The organism is uncultured Cocleimonas sp., assembly GCF_947495625.1.
GTDB lineage: Bacteria > Pseudomonadota > Gammaproteobacteria > Thiotrichales > Thiotrichaceae > Cocleimonas.
In genome coordinates, this window is sequence record NZ_CANLZW010000009.1 from 50,557 (window position 1) to 77,546 (window position 26,990).

General features: G+C 38.8%; 24 protein-coding genes. 14 read left to right on the plus strand and 10 right to left on the minus strand.

Going from position 1 to position 26,990, the window contains the following annotated elements:
• Positions 1–162: 162 nt before the first annotated feature.
• From Q1A31_RS06820 to Q1A31_RS06865, 10 genes are all read right to left on the minus strand, one after another.
• Positions 163–2,835, minus strand: a complete 2,673-nt coding sequence (locus Q1A31_RS06820) for a DEAD/DEAH box helicase family protein (RefSeq protein ID WP_366942984.1) — start codon at positions 2,833–2,835, stop codon at positions 163–165.
• Between the two features lie 113 nt (positions 2,836–2,948).
• Positions 2,949–4,736: a site-specific DNA-methyltransferase gene (locus Q1A31_RS06825; protein ID WP_299874226.1), complete on the minus strand. Its 1,788-nt coding sequence runs from the start codon at positions 4,734–4,736 to the stop codon at positions 2,949–2,951.
• A gap of 15 nt (positions 4,737–4,751) precedes the next feature.
• The gene (locus Q1A31_RS06830) at positions 4,752–6,035 is read right to left on the minus strand and encodes an RNA-binding domain-containing protein (protein WP_299874229.1); all 1,284 of its coding nucleotides are present in this window, start codon (positions 6,033–6,035) and stop codon (positions 4,752–4,754) included.
• Positions 6,032–8,857, minus strand: a complete 2,826-nt coding sequence (locus tag Q1A31_RS06835) for an SNF2-related protein (RefSeq protein ID WP_299874232.1) — start codon at positions 8,855–8,857, stop codon at positions 6,032–6,034. Before Q1A31_RS06835 ends, Q1A31_RS06830 begins: the two co-directional genes overlap by 4 nt.
• A complete protein-coding gene (locus Q1A31_RS06840) occupies positions 8,857–9,045 on the minus strand; it encodes a ribbon-helix-helix domain-containing protein (RefSeq protein WP_299874235.1) in 189 nt (62 codons plus the stop codon). Before Q1A31_RS06840 ends, Q1A31_RS06835 begins: the two co-directional genes overlap by 1 nt.
• Before the next feature lie 202 nt (positions 9,046–9,247).
• Positions 9,248–9,403, minus strand: coding sequence for a hypothetical protein (locus tag Q1A31_RS06845; RefSeq protein WP_299874238.1), 156 nt, complete (start codon positions 9,401–9,403; stop codon positions 9,248–9,250).
• Between the two features lie 222 nt (positions 9,404–9,625).
• On the minus strand, positions 9,626–10,876 hold the full coding sequence (locus tag Q1A31_RS06850) for a three-Cys-motif partner protein TcmP (RefSeq protein ID WP_299874241.1): 1,251 nt from the start codon (positions 10,874–10,876) through the stop codon (positions 9,626–9,628).
• A gap of 12 nt (positions 10,877–10,888) precedes the next feature.
• Entirely contained in the window at positions 10,889–11,650 is a 762-nt protein-coding gene (locus Q1A31_RS06855) for a DUF5131 family protein (protein WP_299874243.1), read from the minus strand.
• A 150-nt stretch (positions 11,651–11,800) separates the two neighbouring features.
• Positions 11,801–12,352: a recombinase family protein gene (locus tag Q1A31_RS06860; RefSeq protein WP_299874245.1), complete on the minus strand. Its 552-nt coding sequence runs from the start codon at positions 12,350–12,352 to the stop codon at positions 11,801–11,803.
• 217 nt (positions 12,353–12,569) lie between these two features.
• On the minus strand, positions 12,570–13,313 hold the full coding sequence (locus Q1A31_RS06865) for a hypothetical protein (RefSeq protein WP_299874247.1): 744 nt from the start codon (positions 13,311–13,313) through the stop codon (positions 12,570–12,572).
• 498 nt (positions 13,314–13,811) lie between these two features.
• On the opposite strand from Q1A31_RS06865, the gene Q1A31_RS06870 reads away from it, so the two are divergent.
• From Q1A31_RS06870 to Q1A31_RS06935, 14 genes are all read left to right on the plus strand, one after another.
• The gene (locus Q1A31_RS06870; protein ID WP_299874250.1) at positions 13,812–14,162 is read left to right on the plus strand and encodes a hypothetical protein; all 351 of its coding nucleotides are present in this window, start codon (positions 13,812–13,814) and stop codon (positions 14,160–14,162) included.
• Between the two features lie 127 nt (positions 14,163–14,289).
• Positions 14,290–14,943, plus strand: coding sequence for a c-type cytochrome (locus Q1A31_RS06875; protein WP_299874252.1), 654 nt, complete (start codon positions 14,290–14,292; stop codon positions 14,941–14,943).
• Between the two features lie 17 nt (positions 14,944–14,960).
• Positions 14,961–16,691 carry a copper resistance system multicopper oxidase gene (locus Q1A31_RS06880; RefSeq protein WP_299874255.1) on the plus strand — a complete coding sequence of 577 codons (1,731 nt, stop codon included), beginning with the start codon at positions 14,961–14,963 and terminating at the stop codon, positions 16,689–16,691.
• A gap of 11 nt (positions 16,692–16,702) precedes the next feature.
• Positions 16,703–17,782 (plus strand): copper resistance protein B, encoded by a 1,080-nt coding sequence (locus Q1A31_RS06885; protein ID WP_299874257.1) that lies wholly within the window; start codon positions 16,703–16,705, stop codon positions 17,780–17,782.
• A gap of 61 nt (positions 17,783–17,843) precedes the next feature.
• Positions 17,844–18,326: a DUF411 domain-containing protein gene (locus Q1A31_RS06890; RefSeq protein ID WP_299874259.1), complete on the plus strand. Its 483-nt coding sequence runs from the start codon at positions 17,844–17,846 to the stop codon at positions 18,324–18,326.
• Positions 18,327–18,384: 58 nt separating this feature from the next.
• Positions 18,385–19,905, plus strand: coding sequence for a multicopper oxidase family protein (locus Q1A31_RS06895; RefSeq protein ID WP_299874261.1), 1,521 nt, complete (start codon positions 18,385–18,387; stop codon positions 19,903–19,905).
• Between the two features lie 149 nt (positions 19,906–20,054).
• Complete coding sequence (locus tag Q1A31_RS06900; RefSeq protein WP_299874263.1) at positions 20,055–20,537, plus strand: cytochrome c; 483 nt, start codon at positions 20,055–20,057, stop codon at positions 20,535–20,537.
• Between the two features lie 123 nt (positions 20,538–20,660).
• Complete coding sequence (locus Q1A31_RS06905; protein ID WP_299874266.1) at positions 20,661–20,948, plus strand: hypothetical protein; 288 nt, start codon at positions 20,661–20,663, stop codon at positions 20,946–20,948.
• Between the two features lie 102 nt (positions 20,949–21,050).
• A complete protein-coding gene (locus Q1A31_RS06910) occupies positions 21,051–21,707 on the plus strand; it encodes a response regulator transcription factor (protein WP_299874268.1) in 657 nt (218 codons plus the stop codon).
• On the plus strand, positions 21,704–23,023 hold the full coding sequence (locus Q1A31_RS06915) for an ATP-binding protein (protein ID WP_299874271.1): 1,320 nt from the start codon (positions 21,704–21,706) through the stop codon (positions 23,021–23,023). The genes Q1A31_RS06910 and Q1A31_RS06915 overlap by 4 nt, the downstream gene beginning before the upstream one ends.
• Before the next feature lie 277 nt (positions 23,024–23,300).
• Positions 23,301–23,666, plus strand: a complete 366-nt coding sequence (locus tag Q1A31_RS06920; RefSeq protein WP_299874273.1) for a DUF302 domain-containing protein — start codon at positions 23,301–23,303, stop codon at positions 23,664–23,666.
• A gap of 77 nt (positions 23,667–23,743) precedes the next feature.
• A complete protein-coding gene (locus Q1A31_RS06925) occupies positions 23,744–23,962 on the plus strand; it encodes an SHOCT domain-containing protein (RefSeq protein WP_299874276.1) in 219 nt (72 codons plus the stop codon).
• A gap of 79 nt (positions 23,963–24,041) precedes the next feature.
• Positions 24,042–24,488 carry a MerR family transcriptional regulator gene (locus tag Q1A31_RS06930; protein ID WP_299874279.1) on the plus strand — a complete coding sequence of 149 codons (447 nt, stop codon included), beginning with the start codon at positions 24,042–24,044 and terminating at the stop codon, positions 24,486–24,488.
• Positions 24,489–24,512: 24 nt separating this feature from the next.
• Positions 24,513–26,933 carry a heavy metal translocating P-type ATPase gene (locus Q1A31_RS06935; protein ID WP_299874281.1) on the plus strand — a complete coding sequence of 807 codons (2,421 nt, stop codon included), beginning with the start codon at positions 24,513–24,515 and terminating at the stop codon, positions 26,931–26,933.
• Positions 26,934–26,990 lie beyond the last annotated feature (57 nt).

Below are 26,990 nucleotides of genomic sequence, written 5' to 3' on the forward strand. Positions count from 1 at the left end.
TTGTATATATAAATTTGATGCCTAATAGAGGTTTAGTCTTCAATTCGGGAATTAAGTCTCCAGTTACCATCTATGGAGATTCACTTCATTGACCTATTAGGCGAAATATTATGGTGGAGTTAATGAGGTACGAATAACACATTGTAAAGCTTGCTCTTATTTTTAACCAAAACGCGCAATCAATCCTTCTAGCGATGAATTTGATAAAATCTCATTATGCGGAATCAACAGGTATTTCCACTGTTTTCCGCCTATTTGTCTAGCATGTTCATTTGCGTAACTACACCAACGTTCCGCAGCCCGCTTTTTCGCTTGGACAATTTCATCATTCACCTCATCACTACGTTTAGGCTCAATAAGCAAACAAATATTTTTTGTTTCTACAACAAAATCAGGTTCGTACTTCTCTCCACTCTGGTATTCAATTTTAAATTTTCCAGATGCAGGTTTCATCCATTTAAGGACGCTATCATCATTCTCCAAAATTTGGGCCATTGCCAATTCACCTTCAACAGAGTCAAATTTCTGGAAAGGATAACAACAACGCTGAAAGCCAGTAAATAACATTTTTTTAACTGAATTTTTGTTTTTAACTGGGGCACGAAAATCACGCGGTTCTTCATCAGCTGCTATGGTATATACATTAGGTTCCAATACTTCAAAGCCTTTAATCAACTTTCCCTGATAATCCGTAGGACTTGACCATAGATTTTGTTGCATTTGCGCCCAGATAAAATCACGCAATTGGCACTGATAGTAGATCAAAACATTTTCAATTTTATCCCTATCCTCCCATTTACTTTGTAAGTGTGAAACCAACTGTCCAGCCAATTTATATAACAGTTCAGCATGTGAGTCATAGTCAATCTCATTTAAATCCATCAAATTTCGTACAATATAATCTTCCAATCGAGTTTCCTGAGCTTGCTCATCACCAAAATGAATAAAATCACGCTCCTGGTCACCCTCCAGATGTTGCAACAAAATTTTCTGTGATACAGGTTGATAGTTAATCTGCTCAAGACTCTGTAAATCGAAGTCAGAAAATCCATAATTGACCTCACGCGTGGGCAGGATAACAATCTGCGGGATATCAATAGTCAGCTTGATAATATTTTCACTCACCGTTTTTACTACTTCTGCTATAGCTTGCTGGCTATTATCATCAGACCCAATCCCCGGCAGATCATTTTGAGTCGGCAAAATACGGTGCTTAACTTTTCGTGCAATATCCTCTTGAACTTGAGGAGTATTTAACTCCTTACTGGAAGACAACTTACGAGTTTCTTCCCGGATAACCTGAAATGTGATTTCAGCAATTTTTCGTTCTTGTTTGGTTTTGATGGCGGATTCTGCTTGATAGTCTCCCGGCTCATCCTGTATATCTTGTCCATCCTGTGTCGCCTTTTTACCTGTCGTCACCATATCCAGTACTGAAGGCGTTTCTATTAGCTTTGGTTTTTTATTGGGCACATCCGAATCATCTCCACCAATATAAATCGTTTTACGAATAATCGACTCTTCATCTTTAGCACGATCAAGAATTTCCTGAAAACGATCATGGGCAATAATCGTCAAACGGTCTATTGCATCCACTCCAGTTCGATTCCCAAAAGGAAGACGCAAGCCTCGTCCTATGGTCTGTTCTGTTAAAATTTCAGAGGTTGAAGCACGTAACGGTACGATGGTATACAAATTCGTAACATCCCAACCTTCCTTTAGCTTGTTAACATGGATAACAATTTCAGTATCTTCATCATGCTCCACTGCCAACAAACGCGCCATTGCTTCATCAGATTCTTCACCAGTTTGTTTCGAATGGACTTCAATTACTTTATCTTTGTATCTCCCTCCAAAAAAATCATCTGACTGAATTAAAGTTTTTAGATTACCCGCATGGATAGTGTCCTGGGCTACAACAAGCATAAAAGGCTTTACCGCTTTTCCTCCTGTACTATGAGCATGGGTTTGTAATTCAACTGTCACGTATTCATGATGATGAATGCCATCCTCAAGCTTGATGGCTTCTAACTGTTCTGATGAATATTGTTTAGGGTTAAAGTCTTTGCGAGTTGCTACTGCAGGGATTTTTACATAACCGTCCTGCAACGCCATGGATAGGGGATAATGATAAATAATATTACTGAATTCACGCGGCTTTGTTCCTACCGTTTTGGGTGTAGCCGTTAACTCAATACCTAAAATTGGTTTTAGCTCATTAATCGCTTTTGCGCCTGCACTGGCATAATAACGATGTGCTTCATCCATTAGAACAACCAAATCTGGCAGCTCTGCAAGATGATTAAAGTAAGAATCACCAATATATTCCTGCAAGCGGCGCATTTTAGCTACACCAGATTTTTTCGCCCCTTTCTTGTTTTCACGCGCATTAATTTTGGAAATATTAAAGATATTAATATGTGCCTCTGTTTCAGAACCAAATAAATCGCCTGACCGACTCATGGGTACAGACATTTCGAGCCTCACACCTCGTCCATCAGCATAATCCTCTCCCGTAATAATGGTTGGAGGAGTCTGAGCAAATTCAGCGATACCCTTGAAGACATACTTGGTATTACCAAGGGTAAAGTCCTGCTTTAATTTTTCGTAAATAGTTAAATTAGGTGCAAGTATAAAGAAATTACGACTACGTCCAGTCAGAAACAACCAGGAAATCATCGCTCCCATTAGCCGAGTTTTACCCACCCCTGTTGCTATCGCAAAACATAATGATGGGAATTCACGTTCGAATGCTTTAACTGTTGGGTATTGCGATTGAATGATTTCTAGCCAATGCTGTAAATCTGGTTCTTTACTTAAACCCAACTGCGACAAAACATCTGATAAAACTTGTAAAGATTCTCGTTGCGGTTTTCGTAGAGATAACTGGTTACTAATAAAATTGACCGTACGTTGATCATCCATATTTTGCCCCTAATACTTGCATTTTAATCAACATCAATTTCGACTTTGCTTTCTTCTTCCTCATCATCAGGCAATACATTGATATGGAAGCTGTAATCATCGTGATCCCACTCGCATTTGTGTAATATGGCTTGAGGAATCTTCTTCAAAGAAAGATTATCAAATTCATTGGTTTTTGCGATAAAGCCCTTACAGCAAATTAACAGGCTGCCTTCAGAACCCACTTCGCTACTGATCAGTTTAAGCTGCTCATTGCTTAGCGTGCCGGTAGTAATGTAGATATAATTGTTTTCAGTAGAATGTCCGTGTTGCCAGAAAATATCCTGACTGGGCTCATATATATAACCCATATGTTTGCACATTGCTTCTGACAGCATTTCAGCATTGTACTCAGGGTTGATCACCCAATTATTCCAAGCATCTTTTTTAAGCAAGGAATCAGCCATGCGGTAATAGTGGAGACCGCCTCCGCCTTGCCAATCTACAACTTTGCTGATGCCGTCTTGGTCAGTACCGTCAATAACTCTTTTTAGCCTTGGTAAAATATGAGTTTCACATTGATCCCCTAGTTCTACTGTAATCCAACGTCTTTTCATTTTATGAGCAACAGCAGCAGTAGTTCCTGAGCCTCCAAATGAATCTAATATTATATCGCCTTCATCTGAAGTCATATCAATTAGCCTTCTTAAAAGTGCTTCTGGTTTTTTCCCAGATGGAAAACTAACCCCTCCCTCTTTAGGTAAGTTATTTGTCGGTATATCATTCCAAATTGTTGTTATTGGTAGAATAGCCCCTTTACTACCATCAATTTCACCAACACTCTTGCTTAGAAAATAAATCTGACGTCCCTTAAGCAGATAAAGGTCTTCATGATTATCCCGTGGAACATGGATTGGATAATCTAAGGTTTTTGACTTTAAAATTAATTTATTCAGATATGGAGATGGCTTCTGAAGAGTTTTAGTCTCAAAAACTAAGTGGGCATTATCAATAGCAAACTCATTCGCCCTTTGTTCAACCAACAGCGGCGCAAAATCACCAAAGTCTTTTTTTATTTTTATCCACTTTGCTTGAATTGACCCTTCTTTATAGCCTAAAGTCTCTAAAATATAGTCATTAATACTACGAAAGAGCCACTCTTTGCACGAATCTTCAGGGTTTGTAATAAATCTAGAAAAATGTTGTAAATCAACTTTATTTTTTAACGTATACTGCTGCTTGTAATTGAAAAGTTTTTTTTCTTTGGCATAAAAGAGGAGATATTGAGTTACATCTACTGGACCTGTATTTACTGTTTTGAAGCTAGATCCAGTTGCAGCTTGAACAACGATGGTTGTTACATAGTTTTGACGTCCGAAAACCTCATCCATAATAATCTTGCAATAAGCCATTTCTGAGTCATCAAGGTTCACAACAATCGCGCCATCATTACTCAATAAGACCTTAATTGCTTCAAGTCTTTGTGACATTAAACTAAGCCAAATCGAATGCTCTAGTCCATCATCATAATGCTGAAATGCCCCTCCAGTATTAAATGGAGGATCTATATAAATACATTTCACCTTTCCCGCATATTTGTGTTCAAGCGCTTTCAAAGCCAGCAAATTATCACCGTGAATTAAAATATTATCATTCAAGGGTTTAGGCTGCTCACTGCCTTGATCCTCAAATAGTTCCTGAGTAATCTCTGTTTTTGATGGCTCTGCAGAATACGAGAGGCTTTTATCTTCCACTAAAATACGCGGCTCCAGCCTTGGGCGTTTTTCTTTACCAATCCATGTCAATTCGAGTTTTTGTTTTTTCTTGCTCATGTAGCCCTTTAACCCTTATTTTTCTTCAAACTGTTCAACCAAGCCATTCATGTCGCGACTTGCGGCATAGATTGTCAGTTTTAATTCCGCTTGTACTTCATCCGCCTGTTCATATAAGGGTCGTCGTGTAGATAGCTGTTCACTTGCACGCATAATTTTTGGCACACCTTCTCCCCGTCGTTCAATAATATTTTGTCTTTGACTGACTGGATCAGCTTGATAATAACGGCTTAACAGATTTACCAATGTTTCATTACGGGTGATGCTATTGCTATCGATGGTATCTACCGTCAAACTGTTGGGTAGTCCACCCGGCGTCATGATTTCCAATCGATCACTGAATAGGTGTAAACGAATTTTTGAACCATAAACAGCATAATCTCTGTGGGCAACAGCATTCACAATAGCCTCATAGATCGCACCTAAATCATACTGTGGTATATCGATTCTACCCGGTCGCTTTACAGCTTCCACTCGCATATTGCGTTTTACGAACTGGATAGCACAATGAATTTGTTGGTCAATGGATTCACGGCACTCCTGAGCATCTTGCTGGAACTCTGCATTACGTTCTGTTCCACTATACGCCACACACTGGATCCATGCTGATTGTAAATAATCACTGGGTTGAGTCGTTAGTAACAAAACTCCAGAAACAGTCAAATATTCCTGTTTTTCGTCATCTTCACCTACTAAATAGAGCTTTTTGAGTTGGGACTTTTCAGTTAATTCATTGTCTCTTACAAAACGTTCTTTGAGATCAACATCAATAGCTTCTAATGGTGCACTGGGTACAACTTGCTCATCAAAACGAATAAGACGTGCCATGCTACGTTGTTGGAAAAGTCGCGCAAGTAAATCAGGTTGCATTTTGCGTTTACTTGAACCAACTCGCTGGAAATAACCATTAGGGCTTTCGTGGATAAACAGGCTTTTTGGAACCCGTACCCAGATAACAGCTTTTTGTTCGCCACTACGATCAGGTATTTCTAATAAACGTGTTTCAATTAGTGGTGGAGGTGAAATTTTATCATTTACAAGACTGGTTAGCCAAAGTCCGACCGTATCAAGTTGTTCACGCTCGATACCTTCTACTTCAAGTTTTTTGTCTTCTACCCCCAGTACGATTATACCTCCTGAAGTATTGGCAAAAGCGGCTATCTCATTGGCAATGCTATCTCTGTGAGGGGATTTCACCTTATTATTAACACACGTTACAGCTTTAAATTCATAAGCGGAATCTTCACCTAACCTTATCTGATACACAAGTTCACGCACTAGTTCAGTTGTATCAATCATGCTTCCTCCTTGAGTGTCCAACGTACACAAAATAGTTGTTCACTATAGGTTTTCATTTCTAAAGCTGCGGCTACTTCTTCTAATAGTTCATCTTCTTTAGCTTCTATTTTTTTCTTTTCTTCGTGGTAGTTCAGCATTGTTCTATCTCTTTTGCGCTCTAGTTTTTTTAGAATGCGTTTGGCATCCATTTTTTCTTTAAGACTAGGCAACATTCTTGCACTTCGACGACCGTCTGCAATTTCTTTATCAAGTTGTTTTATACGAATATCAAGCGCCACGCGACGATCCTCACTCCAGTTTTCCAGCTTTTCAGTTTCTTCTTCATAGTATTTTTCATTGTCACGTTCTGCATTAGCAAAGTGTTTTGTTTGCTGAGTCTCTATACCTTTGTGCAAAATATTTTGTCGTTGCAAATTACCAAACACATTAGCTTTGGCTTTTCCGGGTACGAGTAGTAAGCGTCGGGCTGTTTTTGCTTCGAGCATTGTACCCGACTCGTTGCAGGCAGAGACTAGAAGGTATTCTTGTTTTTGCTTGGTGGTTTCAATTGTATATTTTTCTACACATAATTCACCACTTTGGCCAATATAGTTCCGTACATCGGCTCTTTGGCTTTCTAGTAGAGAATAGTTCAAGTCTAATTGTACGGTTGTGGATGTGTTATGTGCTTTTGCCTGTGCAAGAATTTTTTTTCCCAAGCCTTCGTGTGGACGAAAGAATTGTGCATCATTAGCCTCGGCTTGAGGCCAGTTCAGGTCATACCAGGTATCCTGATAAAGAAATCTATCTTTAATGAAACGTGCATCAGGCAGCTCAGCTTTTGCAAGTCGCATCATCATGTGCTGGTATTCACCTATTTTCTGCGCCGTGGTTTCACGTTGCATATTTAGACGTTTAACGACATCGGCATCAAAATATTCGAGTATGGAACGAGAAGTTTCCTTAACACTGCTTTCTAACTCAAGTTTCAGTTCTTTCTGTAAGGCGTTGAACTCATTTTCAATATCTTCATCACTACGGCATTTCTGATATATATCATTGATACGTCGTTCAATATCAACTCCTGACTCAATAGAGCCAAGTATTTCATCCGACGCACCAAATACGCCCTCAAATAACTGAAATTTCTCACTCAGAAGTTCAAATACTCGTTCATCTGCACGGTTACCCTTGTTTATAAAGTTAACCACCACGACATCGTGTTTTTGCCCATAGCGATGTACTCGTCCAATACGTTGCTCGACTCGTTGTGGGTTCCAAGGCAAATCGTAGTTAATCAGTAGAGAACAAAATTGTAGGTTTATACCTTCCGCCCCCGCTTCCGTGCTAATCATTATGGTTGCATCTTCACGGAATTTATCTACCAAAGCAGCCTTCATGTCTGCTGATTTGGAACCGGAAATGCGAACAGAACCTTTATGTTTTTGCATCCACTCAGTGTAGATAAGTCTTGATTCAGCATCATTATTACTGCCATTGAGTAATACAACTTTATCCTGAAAGCCATTCTTACTCAGTAAGTCAAACAACCATGACTGAGTTCGTATAGATTCTGTAAAAATAACGGCTTTACGAACACCTCCTAACCGTTGCGTCATTTCAAAGGCTCGTGATAATACACGTTGCAAAGCTTCTGCTTTAGCATTTAGAGAAATACCCTGAGCTAAGGTTTTGAAATGAACTAATTGATCAATTTCTTCCTTTAAGGCTAAGGGGTCAATATTATCGACAACATCAATATTATCGTTATCCGCCATATCATGCATGGCCTCAAAGTCAGCTTGCAAGCCATCCATTAGAGGCATTTTATCTTGCAAGCGTTGAATCATGGTTTCCAACGTTCCTTGAATTGCATAAGATGATGAAGCAAGTATTTTACGAATGACCAAGGTAACCAGATGTCTGGCTTCTGCTTTGATTGCTAGTAAATCGTTGCGTCGAAGGTAGTCAGAAATTTGATCATATAGTTCCAGCTCTTGTATGGATGGCCGAAAATCTTCCGTCATTGAATAACGGCGAGTAAAGTTAAAACTGCCCGTTTCTTGTACCTGCTTGCGCAAAGTACGATTGACAATACTACTCAGGCGTTTACGTAATAGGTTTAGCTCAGAGGGTTCAACATTTGGACGAGCATATCGGGCTTTGAAAGAGGCAAGATCACCAAAAAAATAAGGGTCAATAACCGATACTAGACCATAGAGTTCTAACAAACTATTTTGCAATGGTGTTGCTGTCATTAATATTTTAGGACGGTTTAACAACGCAGAATCCAGTGCCTTTGCAGTTTTTGCACCCTCTTTTTTATAAATATTACGTAGCTTGTGCGCTTCGTCAAAAACAACCATATCCCAAGGAAGTCTTGCCAACAGTGTATCTCTCCGAGCAGCAAATTCATAAGATACAATGGTTATCGCCGCATCTTGCCAGCTTTGAATATCAAAAGGATTTTCTACTCCTGATTTAATTGCTTGATTAAAGTTTTTTGCTTCAAGAATAACTGAAGGCAGCTCAAATTTATCCTGCAGTTCCTGACTCCATTGCTTACGAAGTGTCGCAGGCACAATTAGCAACAATCTACGTCGTTGCTCTGCCCATTTCTGAGCAAGAACTAAACTTGCTTCTATGGTTTTACCTAAGCCGACTTCATCAGCCAAAATAACGCCTTTTGACATGGGTGAACGCAAGGCAAACAAAGCCGCTTGTATCTGGTGTGGATTCATATCCACTTTAGCGCTTGCAATGGTTTTGGTTAGGGATTCCTCGTAATTCCCATCAAGGGATAACCAATGGGCAAAGTAGCTACTTTGTTGGGGCGAAAACATTATCTATCGCCTTGAGCAGTTTCTTTTGTCAACGGATTATAATTTTGCGAATCATCAATTTTATCCAGAAAATCACCCACCGCCTGTCTCACTAACCATGCAACAGAAAGGCTATTTTTCTCGGCTAAATCTTGTAGTTGTTCGTGTTGTTCTTCAGGTAGAGAAGCGGTAACTCTGACAGATTTCATTGCTTAATCCCTTAAGTGCATCACATTGCATCAGTATACAGCACAAATAAGCTCAACTAAACAACAACACTTCATTATTCACCATTGCCTTAAGGCATAATCAATAAACGCAGGACACTTTTCCCCAATACTGGCGCATTATTCAAGTTACGAACGTCAAAGATTCGTAGTTATGCTCAGCGATACGAAATGGAATACAACGCTACCGTGAAATATTTATTAGATGAGAACAACCATTTTTATCTATATTATTGTATTGGATGTTCTCTGTATCTAAAATCCAATCTTTAGCTTTGTTCCAAGCTTTTAAACTACTTCGTTCTCTTGCAATTTCAAGTCCATCAGGAAGTTCAACCATAAACCTTTGATACCCACCTTTGTACACCTTTTGACATAAACGTCCAACTAAACTGCTTAACTTTCTCCAACTAGCCCCTTTAATTTCAAACTAAAGCACTTAATTTCATGTCCAAGAAAATACTAGATATTTTTTATATCCTAAAAGTAAAAAACATTGTAGAAATTTAGAGTTAGCCTATAAAAAATCAACAGAAAAATAGGCCATTTGTATTGGACTTTGTTATAAAAATCTTATGGGGTAATTGCTTGGTGGACGGATAATATCAGTAGTTTTAATTGTATTGGCAACCTGTCTCGTACCACCACTAGATGTAATTATTTCTAATTCTTTTTCTTGAAATAACTTAAAAATAACTTCTTGGTACATTCCCCAATGTGCAGGTGTAAAGTTACAAGTTGTAGCAAAAAAGGTTTCAAGAGTCAGGCCATGATCATTTTGATAAATAATTTCAGGTATTTGTTCTGTCATCACTCTCGTGCTTTCTTTTATATTATTGTTATCAAATAAATGTCCCTTAAATTGTTCTTTTGACTCATGAACAAGACAGTTGAACATATCTAAACCAGGTCCTAGAAAATTTATGAAGTTATCATGTTCAGCCCAGTGGATTTGTGTCATGACATCACTAGCACGATAATGTTTTGAGAAATGAAGCAATAAATAGTTACCATAACCACTACCAGATCGTATAAAGAATGGTCGATAAAATGGTACTGATGCTTCTTGCACTAGATTTTGAACCCAAGCTGATTGAATGAATAAATTTGATTCAACTTTGCCAAGACTTTTAATTTGCTCGATTGTTTTTCCTTTAAAAGGATCTGGCAAATTGTATCTGCTAAGGGTGTTTCTAGACTGATCATCTTTATCTGTCATATATTTAGAAAAAGATTCAACGTTAATTGTGCAAACTATCTCAGAATTCTTTAGTTCTCTTAAAATTTTATTTATTGTCACTATAGAGACGTCTTTATATGCATATTGATCTAATATAAATAAAGATCTGTGTGCTCTACCCTTCTTCTGTATAAATTCAATAATTTCATCAACTCTTTCATCAAACGAAGACTGGTACACTTTTGTTTTATCGTCATCAAACCCTTTATCTTTTAACACTTTGTTCAAGCAGTTTATTGCTTCTGACTTTTTATCTATATAGAAATAATCAGCGTCTACTACAAAAGGTTTTATCCTATTCAAATTAATTGTTTTTTCAGCTTTTTCAACTGCTTCTCTAGCTATAATTGGGGAACCAAAAGCTATTTCACCCGTATCCGGGGTTTTATAAATTCCTCCACCACAAAACCCATCAACTATAGTAAGTCTCAACACATCTTGTCTAGGGGTTGTATTGAGGGTATCCACATACCTTTCAGTGTATTTTTGAATAATTCTTAATTTAGCATCTGTGTGTGGCTCAAGTATATCTGGATCGTTATAATCCCATTTATATTCCTTATTACTTGCCATGAAAAATGTTTCCTAGTCGTGTATTTCACCATTATATTGTGATGGATTAGGCATGTCATCCCAAGTCATACCATTAAACTTACGACCGTTTGCTTTTTTACTTCTTGCTACGCCATCAGCACCGTAGCGACCCCATTGCTTAAAAAAGAATCTGACATCATATGATTGACAATCATCTTTAATAGACTCGACCCATTCACCTTTCATAGGACGCGCATTTGCTCCTGATTCACCTCCAACTATTACCCAATTTATTCCAGATAAATTTAAAGGTGAAACATTTTCTAATAACGGCTCAATAGATAAAAAACGTATATGAGCTTTTACTTGTCGTAATAGATCTATTCTAGGTTTACCTTCCTTTTCATTCTCAACAGTCACCCCTAACCATGCATTTTTGGGAATTATCCTATTTTCAAAAAAAGAAACCATACGTTCTGGTCTTTTAGTTAATATTTGATATGTATGTTGCGGAGTTCTAGATATCACTTCGATAATCATTTCAATGTAGTCATCTGGAACACCTTCATGAAATAAATCACTCATAGAGTTTACAAAGTAAATTGTTGGAGAGCGTCTATTTAATGGTTCACTCAGTCTTTCAGGCATAAGAGATAATTCAAAGCCATTCTCATATCCATTTGTACCCATTGCCTTTAAACGATGTGCCATACTTTCTGCATAACAATACTTGCACCCTGCAGAAATTTTTGTACAGCCAGTTACAGGATTCCAGGTACGTTCTGTCCATTCTATTTTACTTGTTCCACTCATATAAGCCCCTCTATCAGTTGATTGAAATAAATAATTTAAAGTCTGTTATTCACAACAATTATTTTTATTTGTTTAATATATTACACTCCGAACAAAGTTGTCCCACATTTCTTTACTATCTAATTCTTTTCCTTTATATATTCCTATTGATTATTTAAGACTAGATAGTATTTTATAGACAGTTGATCTTCCAATATTAAGTTCTTTTGAAATTTGCGAAGCCCCTATTCCTCTAGCTTTATATTCTTTAACCTTATCTCGATCAATTGTACGTTTTCTACCAAATTTTACACCCTTAGATTTAGCTTCTATACGTCCTTCATTTGTTCTTTCTAAAATACGCTCTCTTTCTGCTTGAGCAACAGCTGACAATATTGTGACAACCATTTTTCCCATAGAACCCTCAGTGGAGATTCCATCACTTAAAAACTTTATTGCAACCCCCATATTATCAAACTCTTTTATGAGTTTAATCATATCTGCTGTATCTCTTCCAAGTCGATCCAGTTTGGTAACAATTACAACATCACCCTCTTCTACTTTTACTTTAAGTAAATCTAAGCCTTTTCTATCTAATTTACTTCCTGTCGATTTATCACTAAATATTCGAGATGCTTTTATACCTTCTTCTTTAAGACGTTTAATTTGAATATCTAGTGATTGTTGACTCGTTGATACACGAGCGTATCCAAACTGGCGCATAAAAGTGTCTATTAAGTCGATTAGTAGATTTACAGTCTACTAAGTAAGAAAAAAGGATTTAATAGACAGGTTAGCGCCCTATTTCTACAGTGTCTATTAATTTATAAGTTAATAGACACTACTGTTGTGATTTTATTTCAAGTTACCATTTGATCTTTTATTAGCACCCCCAGAGTTAACACTAATTCTTTCTACTTAAAATACTGGAGGTATTTGACTAGTAAGTCACGTCCTCAATATTAGCTTCTTTTAAGTGTCCTATTAATATAGGTTCCCCGCTTGGTTCTCTAATATTGGTTTTATCTTTACGCTCAACGCTAATAGCAAGTATCCCAACATCTTTCATATTCTGCCATTCGTTCTGGCTAATTTTAATTTCAGTTCTACCTGTACTAAAGACTGTACCCATTTTCATTGGCATTCCACCCCGTTTAGGGTGACACCAGAGTACTAGTTCCATATCATATGAAACCAGAACAGGTTTGATGAGTTCAATGGATAGCTTCATGTCAGATTTTTTGATTTTGGTAATGGCTATTAGCTCATTTGAATCAGACTCAAGCACAGCATTATAAGCGCTTACCGTTGGTGTTCTGCTCATTGGATTAAACAGTAAAACTGTGGTGACAATCAATGTCATTGTAGCCAGACCTAAGCCTCGTTTAAAATAGCCTGTATTCCACCACGGAAGTTTTTTATTAATTGCCTGAGTTTTGGGGGAAGATTTTATATGTGTTTCAATATTATTCCACACTTCAATGGAAGGGTGTTCTTCTGGTAATAGCTCAACCAGGTATGCAAATATATTCTCGTAAGCCTCTACAACAGCACGCAAATAGAAGTGTGTTTCCATTAAGATTTCAAATCGTCTTCTGGATCGACCATGCAGTGATCCAAGGGCGTACTCTATGGCGAGTTGTTCGAATAACTCAGGGTTTTGATATCGTTTTAAATTAGACATGTTCTTATATCCTCCTGTTTAAAACTCGTTATGTCTTGGTTAATAAGTCCCCTTTTGTTATAAGTTAAAATTCATTGTCTTATGCTTTCATACGTTATGGTTTTGTTTTAGATGCGGTTAAATATTTATAAAATATAAAAGGATGATATAAGTCATAAAACCACGCGTTTTCAGATTATAGGGACCTAAAGAAAGCTGTTCCTCAGTATTAAATCTTGGTTGTATCTTTTTACTACAACAGATTTAAAGGATGAATCTATGATTGATTTTGAAAGAAATTATAATATTCACATTGTATTTATTTTATCGTTATTTTGAATTAGAAATAGCAGGAAGATAAAAAGATGGCTAAAAGGTGGGGAGGTATTTTTTATCTGAACCAAAGCCTTTCACGAAGCTCTAAGCTTTCATATGACTTTGTTGCATCTGAAGCTTACAAATCTGTCGTATATCCTTACGACCTTGACAGTTTCTTTTATTTGAAGGTATGCTTGATTTATGTTTCTTCGTATTTTAATCCTGATTTTTGCATTTAATGCCTTTATACCATCTGCGGTTGCGATGGGAATGACGGGTAATTGTATGCAAATGGAAGATGCTAATACTGAGATGGTGATGTCACATACTGATTCTAAATCAAAGATGAGCATGAACTGCGAAATGTCTGATATGGATAAAAGTTGCAGTGACATACTCTGCGCTAGTGGTTGCTTAGCAAGCACTACATCCTATCTATTTTCTGATGTGAGCTCGATCTACCATTCAACCGATATTGAGCAGCCAAAATCTGATTTGGCTTATTTCTATAAAATATATCTGGTAATTAACACCCCCCCACCCCTCGTTTAATTTTTCTTATAAATCGCTGATCTAAAGCGATTGCGCACACTTGCGTTTAAAATTTAGAAAAATAATAAATTTAAGCTTCAGCTTCTTTGATGCTGGCTTTATACAAAACCAAAACGAGACACTACTAATGAAAAAATTAATTATATCTGGCGTTGCAATGAGCGCCGTAATCTCTACTGTATCTTTGTCATATGTGTTTGCGGAAGGCAAACATGCAGGTGGGCATGGTCAAGATGCTGGAAGTGGGCAAGGTGGGGCGCATTGGGCGTCACCGAAAAAAGCTGCAGCAAGAGTGAATCCTATCAAAAGTGATCAAGCTTCACTTGATCGTGGTAAACAAGTGTTTATGACAAATTGTACTTCATGTCATGGCGCAACCGCTAAAGGCGATGGTCCTGTTGGCGCAAACCTAAATCCTAAACCTACAGACTTAACCATTATGGCGGGAAATCATCCTGATGGGGATTTTGAGTGGAAAATCGCAAATGGTAGAGGTGCTATGCCAGCTTGGAAATCTTCCCTTAATCAGACTCAAAGATGGGATGTGGTGAACTACATTCAAACCCTCGAAAACCCAAACGGCAAAGGAAATATGGCTGGTATGGATCATTCCAAAATGAATAAAGCAAGTATGGCCGATATGGATCACTCGAACATGAGTGAAGCAGACATGAAGGCAATGATGGGGCAAAGTTCCTCATTACATTCTAACGAGGATGATCATCACAAAACCAACAAAACAGATGGTCATAACGACAAAAAAAACAGTCACTCTGATTAATTTAATAGGGATAAATAATGAAAAACGAAAATAAAAATATCCTCGACTTAAATCGTAGACGCTTTGTACAAGGGCTAAGCTCTGGTGGAGTACTCGCTAGTCTAGGTTTGATGTCAAGTAGCGTGCTTGCATCCAAGCAAGTGATGCAAGAAGTTCCAGTACTCGATGGGCCTGTCTTCGATATGACAATTGAAGAGGTGATGGTTAACTTTACAGGTCAAACCAGAGTTGCAACAGCCATTAATGGCTCAATCCCCGCGCCCACTTTACGAATGCGTGAAGGTGATGATATTACGATTAGGGTTACCAATAAAATGGCTGTCAGCTCTTCTATCCATTGGCATGGCTTGATCTTGCCATATACGATGGATGGCGTCCCGGGCCTTAGTTTTGATGGTATAGCGCCTGGCGAAACTTATATTTATAAGTTTAAGGCAATACAAAACGGTACTTACTGGTATCACAGTCACTCTGGCTTTCAAGAACAAACAGGTATGTATGGTTCGATCGTTATCGAACCAAGAAATAATGATGTAGTAAGTTTTGATCGCGACTATGTAGTGTTGCTATCAGATTGGACTGACGAAAAACCTGATGCTGTTTATGCCAAGCTTAAGAAAATGAGCCACTACTACAATACGCGCGAAAGAACTTTGTCTGATTTCACTAAAGAAGTGAAACAAATGGGTTTAAGTAAGGCGAAGAAAAGTAGAGATATGTGGAATCAGATGCGCATGAGTGACCGCGACTTATCTGATGTCACAGGCATGACTTATACCTTTTTGACCAATGGAAAAACACCCAATGAAGGTTGGATGGGTAGCTTCAAACCCGGTGAACGCGTGCGCCTACGTTTTATTAATGGCTCTGCAATGACCTTCTTTGATATACGCATTCCTGGTGTAAAAATGGAAGTCATCGCCTCTGACGGACAATATGTTAAGCCCGTAAAAGGTATAGATGAATTCCGTATAGGTGTAGCAGAAACCTATGATGTCATAGTCCAACCTACTCAAGGATCTCATGCCATATTTGCGCAAACAATCGATCGTTCTGGCTATGCTTTTGGCACCTTAACGAGTAATGGGCAAAAAGCCAAAGCACCTGCTATGGATGTCGGGCCAATTTTAACTCATACCGATATGGGCATGGATATGGGCGGCATGGATATGAGTGATCCCGCTATGGCAGGAATGGATCATAGTGCTATGGATATGGGTAGTATGGCGGCTGCCAAACCACGTGTAGATGTTAAACGTGGCGTACAGACCGACATGATGGCTTCTGGGCCGAAAGTACGATTGGATGACCCCGGCGTTGGTCTTCGTAACAACGGACGGCGAGTGTTAACTTACGCTGATCTTCGTAACTATTATCCAACTCAAGATAAACGCGGACCAAACCGGGAAATTGAATTACATATGACAGGAAATATGAGTCGTTATATGTGGTCTATCAACGGAGTTGCATATAAGGATGCAAAACCAATAGGTTTGAAGTTTGGTGAACGCGTGAGATTTACTTTGATTAACGACACGATGATGAATCATCCAGTACATCTTCACGGAATGTGGAGTGAGCTTGAAAGTGGTGACGATAATTATCTACCAAAAAAGCACACAATCGTTAATCAACCAGGCGCCAAAGTGAGTTATTTGGTAACAGCTGACGCCAGGGGACAGTGGGCTTATCACTGCCACATGCTATATCACATGAAAAGTATGTTCCGCCGCGTAGTCGTTTCATAAAGGGAATAAACATGAATACAAAAACAAACATTAAAGTCAGTAGCCTAATTTTAGGTGTATTGGGATCACCAGTTGCGTTAGCGGCAATGGATTGTTCAGACCCAATGCATGCGCAAATGGCAGCGTGTAAATCTAAAGCTATGGATCACTCTAAGATGGTTATGCCTGCGAAGAAAATGGACCACTCTAAAATGGATCATTCTAAGATGGCTATGCCTGCAAAGAAGATGGACCACTCCAAAATGGATCATTCTAAGATGGCTATGCCTGCAAAGAAGATGAACCACTCTAAAATGGATCATTCGAAGATGGCTATGCCTGCTGGAGAAATGGATCACTCTAAGATGGCGATGCCTGGCATGAAGATGGACCACAGCAAAATGAACAAACCATCAATACCAGTTAGTGATGGCTCTGCGGCTACGGATATTCCTTATCTATTTAAGAAGCCTAAGATGGAAGACGATCCTATTCTCACTAAATTTAACCTAGAATTGTTAGAAGTTCACGATGCTGATGATAGTAACCCAGTCACTTGGGAAGCAGAAGCATGGGTTGGCAAAGATATAAATAAATTCTGGTTTAAAACAGAGGGTGAGCGCGTTAATGGTGAAACTGAGGAGTTTGAATTACAAGCCCTATATAGCCGAGCTGTAGATCCATACTGGGATTTCCAAGTAGGTTTGCGCAAAGATTTCAAACCTGAAAGTCGTAATTGGGCAGTCGCAGGTTTCAAAGGACTAGCACCTTATTATTTTGAAACAGATGCCGCTTTATTTATTGGAGAGAATGGTAGGTCGGCTTTCCGATTACAAAGTGAATACGAAATGATGCTGACGCAAAAACTAGTATTAGCACCTGAGTTAGAGTTGAACCTATACGGTAAAGATGACCCAGAACTTGGAATTGGCTCAGGCTTATCAGATGGTAGCTTAGGCTTACGTCTCCGTTATGAATTTACCCGTCAATTCGCGCCTTATGTTGGCGTTGAGTATTCGAGTAAATTTGGTAAGACTGCTGATATTGCTAGAGATGAAGGTGAGGATGTTTCAGATACACAGTTAGTTCTCGGTATCAAAGCTTGGTTCTAATCTTAATTTTAGACTGGCTTAACATTTTGGAGCCAGTCTATTTAAAAAAGGAAAAACAGTTATGAAAAAACTATTTAAACATAAAGTATTGAGTGAAACTTTGACCATTAGCCTACTTTCAATAGTTGCAGTTATTGTTTTATTTAATCCAAGTCAAATTAATGCAAATACTGCATTACCAATGCTAACGGTTTATAAAAGTCCCACTTGTGGTTGTTGCAGTAAATGGGTCAAGCATCTCGAAAGTAATGGCTTTGTCGTAGAAGCCAAAAACCTTAATAACCTTGATTCTATAAAGAGAGAATACGGAATTGAACCGCAATTCCAATCCTGCCATACCGCAAAAATTGGCAATTATGTCGTTGAAGGTCACGTACCCGCTGAAGATATCAAAAAAATGTTAGCTGAAAAGCCTGATATCCATGGTTTAGCTGTTCCCGGAATGCCAATGGGATCACCCGGTATGGAAGGTCCTCGAAAAGATAACTACAACGTACTGGCAATAAAAAAAGGCGCTAACCCTACTGTTTATAACAGTCACTAGTGAAAGTCCATGATCATTAGATTAGTTAGTAAATACTTAAACTTTTAAAGGCATAACCATGAGTAAGTCAATTACAAAAATAACACGAAGAAATTTTGTTAAGGCCGCCGCGACAGCAGGTTTACTAATACCCTTTAGCCCATCACTAATGGCTAAATCCATTGTCAATAAAGGCAATGCCTTTGTAGTGCCTCCAATGGATACAGGCACTCGTGAAGGCAATCAGGTGACATTTAATCTATCGATTAATGCTGGGCAAACCATGTTCTTTAATGGAGTCAATACGCCTACATTGGGAATCAATCAAAACTACCTGGGTCCGGTACTTCGAGCTAAACGAGGTGATACAGTAAAAATAAATGTAACCAATAAAATAAATGAAGTTACGACCTTGCACTGGCATGGCATGACTTTGCCAGCGAACATGGATGGCGGCCCGCACCAGTTCATCAAACTGGGGCAAACATGGAGTCCACAATTTAAGATTCGTCAAGAAGCCAGCACACTTTGGTATCACTCTCATGCACTGCATAAAACTGGCCCACAGGTTTATCATGGCCTTGCGGGACTATTTATTGTTGACGATGAAAGTAGTGATCTGCTCGGCTTGCCAAGTGAGTATGGTGTTGATGACATACCATGTACCATTCAGGATCGTCGTTTTAATCGCGATGGCTCATTGAGTTATTTGACTGCTATGCCAGATCGTATGATGGGTATGCAGGGATCAACAATTTTAGTCAACGGTGTTGTTACACCTACACTTAAGGCAAAGAGTACTCTTTTAAGGCTGAGGTTACATAATGGCTCTAATGCCAGAACGTATCGACTGGCTTTTAGTGATGCAAGACTATTTCATATAATCGCCAGTGATTGTGGATTTTTACCTAGGCCCTTTCAAACCAATGAAGTCAGGCTAGCTGCTGCAGAGAGGGTAGAAATCCTAGTGGATGTTTCTGATAAAAAACAAATTATGTTAAAAAGCCTGGCAACGTCAGGTGGCGGCATGATGCCAATGATGCGCATGATGAATAGCAGTCCGGAAATGAATATCATGCTGATTGATGCCAGTCAGGCGAAACAATCACCCCGAAAAATACCCATAGAATTACGTAACAATACTTTAGCTTTAAACCCCAAATCAGCAGTTACGAGACGAAAGTTTGATCTACAAATGGGAATGATGGGGGGTGGCATGGGGATGATGGGTAACATGGCTGGGGCTGGCAACAGCGGCACAAGCATGTTTCAGATTAATAGTAAATCGATGGATATCAAGCGTATAGATTTTCAGACAAAACGCAATACTACTGAGATTTGGGAAATTGGAAATAGCTCCCCAATGGCCCATCCATTTCATGTTCACAATGTGCAATTTCGTATTTTAGATAGGAATGGAAAAAGACCACATCCAAGTGAATCAGGGTTAAAGGATGTCGTCCTCGTTCAAAGCAATGAGAAAGTTAGAATAATCATGAAATTCCCTGAATATTCTGATTCCCAAACACCTTATATGTATCACTGTCATATTTTAGAGCACGAAGACCAAGGCATGATGGGACAGTTTGTTGTTGTGTAACTAAAGCTATGCCTTAGGTAAAAACATCGTTTTTCAGGAGCACCATCAATTCTTAGAGAAAAGGGGTACTTATTGAGGAATATGTTCCACACAATCAGTTACTTAAGAGATTTTATTTATAAATAAATAGCCACTAAAAGGAAAAAACAATGTTAAACAAATTTCTAGTAATCACAGCGGTGTCTTTGATGTCTCTAATAATAGTTTCCTGCGACAGAGATAGCGCTTCAGAAGCTAAAAAAGTCACGAAAAAAAAAGAAACGGAAATTGTCCAGAACAACAGCAAACGCTGGTATACATCATCACAGTCAATGCGTGGTAGACAAGTTTTCAAGGATAACTGTGCAACTTGCCACGGAGACAAAGGCCAGGGCCTGGCTGAGGATTGGCGTAAACCATTAGCAAATGACACTTATCCTGCACCACCCCTAAACGGAACTGCGCATACATGGCATCACTCCAAGGAAGCTTTATTACGGACGATCAATAACGGAGGGATTCCTCTAGGAGGGACTATGCCTCAATTTAAAGATAGTCTAACAGATAAGCAAAAAGAAGAGGTTCTTGCCTATGTTATGAGTTTGTGGCCTAACAATATTTATATGGCTTGGAAAGAACGTAACCCAAGTTAAGTTTGAAAATAATTAATAATTTTTGGTCTTCCTATGTGTTAGCTAAGTTTGAGGTTTTATTATTAATTTAACGCAAAACGAAACGCGTCAAATAATTAAATTAAACTAAACAAGGATACAAACATGAAACACTTAAATAAAACTATTTTCACAGCAGCATTACTTACTTCATTCTTTTTAGGCCAGCCTGTCCTAGCTGGTGACCAAGCTGAACACGATAAGTATTCAAATCACTCAGCAACATCGTTTGGCTCTAATACGACTACTCAGAAAATGAAGCATAAGCATGAAGCACAAGCTGGACTTTATGATAACACTGGTATCAGAAAATCTAACATGAAAGTGAATTATATGAAGCATGGACATGAAGAAGCTTATTCTGAAGAGCTTTTTCCTAGTGGAAGAAGATAAAAAGTTTATTAAGTAACTATAAAAGAGCTCCTCTCGAAAAGGGGCTCTTTCATGTTTTTTTTAATCAGCATTAATCTTATAGAAAAAAAGGACTATTAATCTATGCGTATCTTGTTGGTTGAAGATGATGAAGCTATAGGTCAAGCAGTTAAAGACACTCTTAATAAGACTTCTTCAGCTGTTGATTGGGTACAAGATGGTGAGCTAGCACTTGCATCATTAATGGCTGAAGACTATTCATTAGTACTACTGGATTTAGGCTTACCAAAGAAAAGTGGTCTAGAAGTTCTTGAATCATTACGCAGCAGTAACAAGAGCATACCTGTAATTGTAATAACAGCCAGGGATTCCATTGAGGACAGGATAATAGGGTTAGACAATGGTGCTGATGATTATTTAGTTAAGCCATTTTCTATTGCTGAATTACATGCTCGAATTCGAGCGGTAGTGCGTCGCAACAACGGGATTGCAAACCCTATCATTAGTAATTCTTTCCTTGAACTCAACCCATCAACTTGCGAAGTGAGCCGTGACAATCAAATACATGCTCTCTCTGCTAGAGAGTTTGCTTTACTCCATACATTAATGTTGCGCCCAGGCACTATTTTTAGACGAGCCAACCTTGAACAAGCTGTTTACGGCTGGAATGAAGAAGTATCTAGCGATGCTATAGGATACATTATTCATGCATTGCGAGCTAAAATAGGTAAAGACGCCATTAAAAATATCCGAGGCATAGGATGGATGGTTATTAAATGATTAAACAGAATTCATTACAACATGAATTGAATCATTGGATCATATTGACTGCGGTTACATTTATTTTTCTCGGAGGAATTATTTCAGGAGGATTAGCGTTTTATCATTTAAGAGAATTACAAGACCAAACACTAATTCAAATCGCCACATTGATAAGCCAAGGAAAACTTAATGATTCCTCTACACTTCATCATGATGTTAATAAAGACACTATTATCCTTAATGAATTAGGTAAGAAGCAACATATTCCCATTATCCCATTAGATATAACAGATGGGCTCCATTCGCTAGAACTTGATAATGAAAACTGGAGAGTATTAGTAGTCACACAACCCATATCGCATCGCCGCTTTTCTATTTCGCAACAGACTCAACTGCGAGACAACATTGCAATTAATACTATTCTAAGTGTGTTTTTACCGATAGCTTTATTAGCAAGTTTAATGTTGTTTATTATTAATCGAATTCTCAGACGGCAATTTCGTTCGCTAGGTAAGTTGACTAAATTAATGGATCGACAAGATGGCGTAAATCTTGAAAAACTCTCAGAGAATAATATACCAATAGAAATTTCACCATTCGTGCATTCAATTAATACTTTATTAGAAAGAATTGAAGGGACAATTAATAAGCAGCAGCGTTTTATAGCAGATGCAGCCCACGAATTACGTACACCCCTTACAGCTTTATCTTTGCAGGTAGAAACGCTATCTCAAGCAAATGAAACTAACCTGGGACAAGAAAGTCTAAAACAGTTACAAAAAAGCTTGGAACGTCTTCGTAGATTAGTAACCCAGCTGCTTGATCTTGCTCGTTTACAAAATGAAGGTGAGTACGTTGTACAGAAAGTATCATTTAACCAAATTGTTGAGGATGCTATGGCAGACCTTTACCTTATGGCAGAAGCATCTGACATAGATCTTGGCATGGTACGATATGATGAGAACATAAGTGTAAATGATCAGCAAGGGCGTTTAAGTCAATTGGTGTATAACGCTATTGATAATGCAATTCACTATTCTTCACCTGGAGGCAAGGTGGATATCAGCCTTTATCTAGAAAAAAACAAAGCGGTTTTTTTAGTTGAAGATAATGGTATTGGGATACCAGAAGTAGAGTTGGAACAAGTCATGCAGGCTTTTTATCGGGTGAATGAAAGTAATAAGCCAGGTAACGGACTAGGTCTGTCCATTAGCCATGAAATATCAAAGCTGTTAGGCGGTGAAATTCATTTAGAAAACCGTACAAGCGGGGGCTTACGCTTTCGTTATATGCAATTAGCTAAACCACAAAGTGATATAGCTGTAATAAGTTAACATAAAAAGGCACCCCCCACCTTTTAAGCACTTTTTTATGATTTAGGGATTTTACTTTATTAATCCCATATATTTTCAGAATTCTTTTAAATCTATCTAAGAACTGATTCTATGATGTGTTAAACAACCGTTGACCTGTGTGTAACACATAGGTACTAAACTTAACTTACATTAATAGTTAATAGACAACGATTAAAAAGATAGTAATTAATTAACCGCAATTTTATTTACAGAGGAAACAACCATGTATAGCTTTTCAACAAATTTAAAAGGAAACATGAGCACCGTAGAGCAACAAGTTATCGATGCACTCAAAGTAGAAGGCTTCGGTGTACTTACAGAAATCGATGTACAAGCTACGTTAAAAGAGAAGCTTGATATTGACCAACGCCCATACAAAATTTTAGGAGCATGTAATCCTTCTCTCGCACATCAGGCTTTAGAAGCAGAACCCGATATTGGTTTATTGCTTCCTTGCAATGTAGTTGTGCGCGAAGAGGAAGATGCATCGATTACCGTAGCTTTCATGGACCCAGAAGCAGTTTTAACTCTGGTCAATCGGGATGATATAAGACAATTAGCCAAGGAAGTTAAAAGTAGACTTGAACATGTAAAACAGGAGTTAGAGATAACAAATAATTAGTCCTTGACCTGTGTGTTAAACACAGATTTAAGATTTATCATATTCCGAGATGCAATTAAAAGAGGTGAGATAATATTATGTATGGTGGACAACATTGGTTCGGAGGTGGATTTATGTGGATATTCTGGATAGCGCTAATTGTCGCCATTTTCTGGGGCGCAAAAGTAATGTCATCTAATGGAAAAAACACATCCAACAATCAGAAAACTGCACTCGATATTGTTAAGGATCGTTATGCAAAAGGTGAAATTGATAAAGAAGAGTTCGAACAAAAAAGAAAAGATTTGAGTGTTTAAGCTAGATTAGAATTTTTAAGATGAGATTAAACCTAACAACTTGTTGGAGTAGCTAAATTTTAAAACAGAGGGAGAAATCATGATGACAGTAGCAGTATTAGCAAAGCTAAGCGGAGTAACTCCAGATGCTGTTCGTTATTACACTCGTATGGGCTTGCTTTCACCAACCCGTAATCCAGAAAATGGATATCGACAGTACAAATCCAGTGAAGTAAGTTGGTTGCGATTTATTCGTCAGGCAAAAGCACTAGGTTTTTCCCTGCATGAAATACAAGAAATTATGCATGATAGGGATGAAGGTAAGTCTCCTTGCCCAAGAGTTAGAGAGTTATTACAACACCGAATAGTAGAAAATAGACATCACTTGGAAGAGCTTCTTGAGTTACAGGATCGTATGGAAGCAGCACTCGAACAGTGGTCTGACATGCCTGATTCTAAATCAGAGGGTCTTTCTGTTTGTCACCTTATCGAGTCTTTTGTTTCGCCCGATACAGAAACAGAAAAGAAGCATCAGAAACTATCATAGTGACTTAATTTACGGGAGATTCGTATGCAATCACAAAACTCTGAAAATCTAAAAGATCCAGTTTGTGGAATGGATGTCACTGAGAACAGTAAACATCATCATCAGCATGCACATAAAGATTACTTTTTTTGCAGTGAACACTGTTTAATCAAATTCAAGGGCGACCCAGAGCATTATCTCCAAGAGAGATCACCTGAGCCTGTAAAAGATAACGATAATTCAAGTATTTATACTTGTCCGATGCATCCCGAAATTCGTCAAAAAGGTATGGGAAGTTGCCCCAAATGTGGCATGGGTCTGGAGCCTGAAACGATTTCTCTGGCGGCTACCAAAACACAATATACCTGTCCCATGCATCCTGAAATCATTCAGGACCATCCTGGCTCATGTCCAAAATGTGGGATGGCTTTAGAGCCAATGACAATTACTGTAGAAGAAAAGAATGAAGAACTCGAAGATATGACTCGTCGTTTTCGCTACAGCATGGTTCCAGCTTTTATCGTATTTGTACTGGCAATGGTTGCAGATATGGCTCCACAGTGGTTACCTCAAAGTTTACCGATGAAATTGGTGCAATGGCTAGAATTTATTTTAGCTACACCTATAGTTTTATGGGCTGGATGGCCGTTCTTTGTTCGCGCATGGCAGTCAGTTAAAACATGGAATCTAAATATGTTTACACTGATAGGTATGGGCGTTTCTGTCGCCTGGGGTTACAGTGTTATTGCATTATTATTTCCAGGTATTTTTCCACTAACGATGCAGCATGCAGATGGAACGGTCCCTGTCTATTTTGAGGCAGCTGCGGTAATTACCGTGTTAGTACTGATGGGTCAAGTGCTAGAACTCAGAGCGCGTAGTAGTACCAATGCGGCTATCAAAGCCTTATTGGAACTAGCTCCTAAAACGGTGCGTCGTATCAATAGTGATGGACAAGAAGAAGACGTTCCGCTGGAAAATGTACAGACAGGAGATATTCTACGAGTACGACCCGGAGAAAAAATCCCGGTCGATGGGAGTGTCACCGAAGGTGAAAGTAATGTTGATGAATCAATGATCACTGGCGAGCCAATTCCTGTTGCTAAACAAATAGGTGATAGCGTAATTGGTGCAACGGTCAACGGCACAGGCAGTATTTTAGTCATAGCAGAAAAGGTTGGTGCAGATACATTGCTTTCACAAATTGTCAAAATGGTTTCAGAAGCACAACGCTCACGTGCTCCTATTCAAAAACTTGCTGACACTGTTGCTGGTTACTTTGTACCAGCTGTAGTTGGGGCGGCGATAATCACTTTTATTGTCTGGTGGCTATTTGGCCCAACACCTGCATTGGCTTATGCCGTTATTAATGCCGTTGCAGTACTGATTATTGCCTGCCCCTGTGCCTTAGGCCTGGCAACGCCAATGTCGATCATGGTAGGTACCGGTAAAGGTGCATCAGCTGGCGTACTAATCAAAAATGCTGAATCCCTGGAAATTCTGGAGAAAGTCGATACTTTGGTGGTGGATAAAACAGGGACTCTGACAGAGGGCAAACCGCGTTTATCTGGCATCTACCCACAAGGAAACCATGATGAAGCAGAGCTATTAGGAGCTATTGCTAGTCTGGAGCAGGCTAGTGAGCACCCATTGGCTGAAGCCATAGTAGCAGCAGCAAAAGACAAAGGTTTGCCTTTTACCAAAGTAAGTGATTTTGAGTCGCTAACCGGGCGTGGCGTTAAAGGAATGATTAATAAACAGCTAGTCGCTATCGGTAATCAAAAATTGTGTGAGGAGCTTGATGTTGATACAGGCAAACTTCCCGAACAAGCCAACCAATTGCGTAAAGATGGCGAAACGGTAATGTATATTATTATTGATAAAGAAGCCGCTGGTTTGATTAGTGTCGCAGACCAAATCAAAGAAACCACCGCTGATGCAATTGATGCGCTGCATAAAGAAGGCCTTACTATTGTGATGCTAACTGGTGATAACCAAAAGACGGCAGAGGCAGTTGCAAGAAAATTAGGTATCGATCGGGTAGAAGCTGATGTATTGCCAGAGAAAAAAGCACAGGTGGTGAAACAATTACAGGAGAATGGGCATATCGTTGCAATGGCAGGAGATGGCATCAATGATGCACCAGCGCTCGCTCAAGCTCATGTTGGTATTGCGATGGGAACAGGAACAGATGTTGCCATGGAAAGTGCCGGTGTGACTCTGGTTAAAGGCGACCTTCAAGGCATAGTTCGTGCCAGACATCTAAGCCGTGCAGTGATGAAAAACATCCGACAAAACCTGTTCTTTGCTTTTATTTACAACTCACTCGGTGTACCAATCGCCGCTGGAATACTCTACCCCTTGTTTGGCTTATTGTTATCGCCGATGATTGCCGCTGCCGCAATGAGTTTTAGTTCGGTATCAGTGATAGGGAATGCGCTTAGACTAAAAAGTACCAAGTTATAAAAACGCATGCTGCGCCGACTCAAATACTCAATTACTATGTGTCTTTGTCATGACATT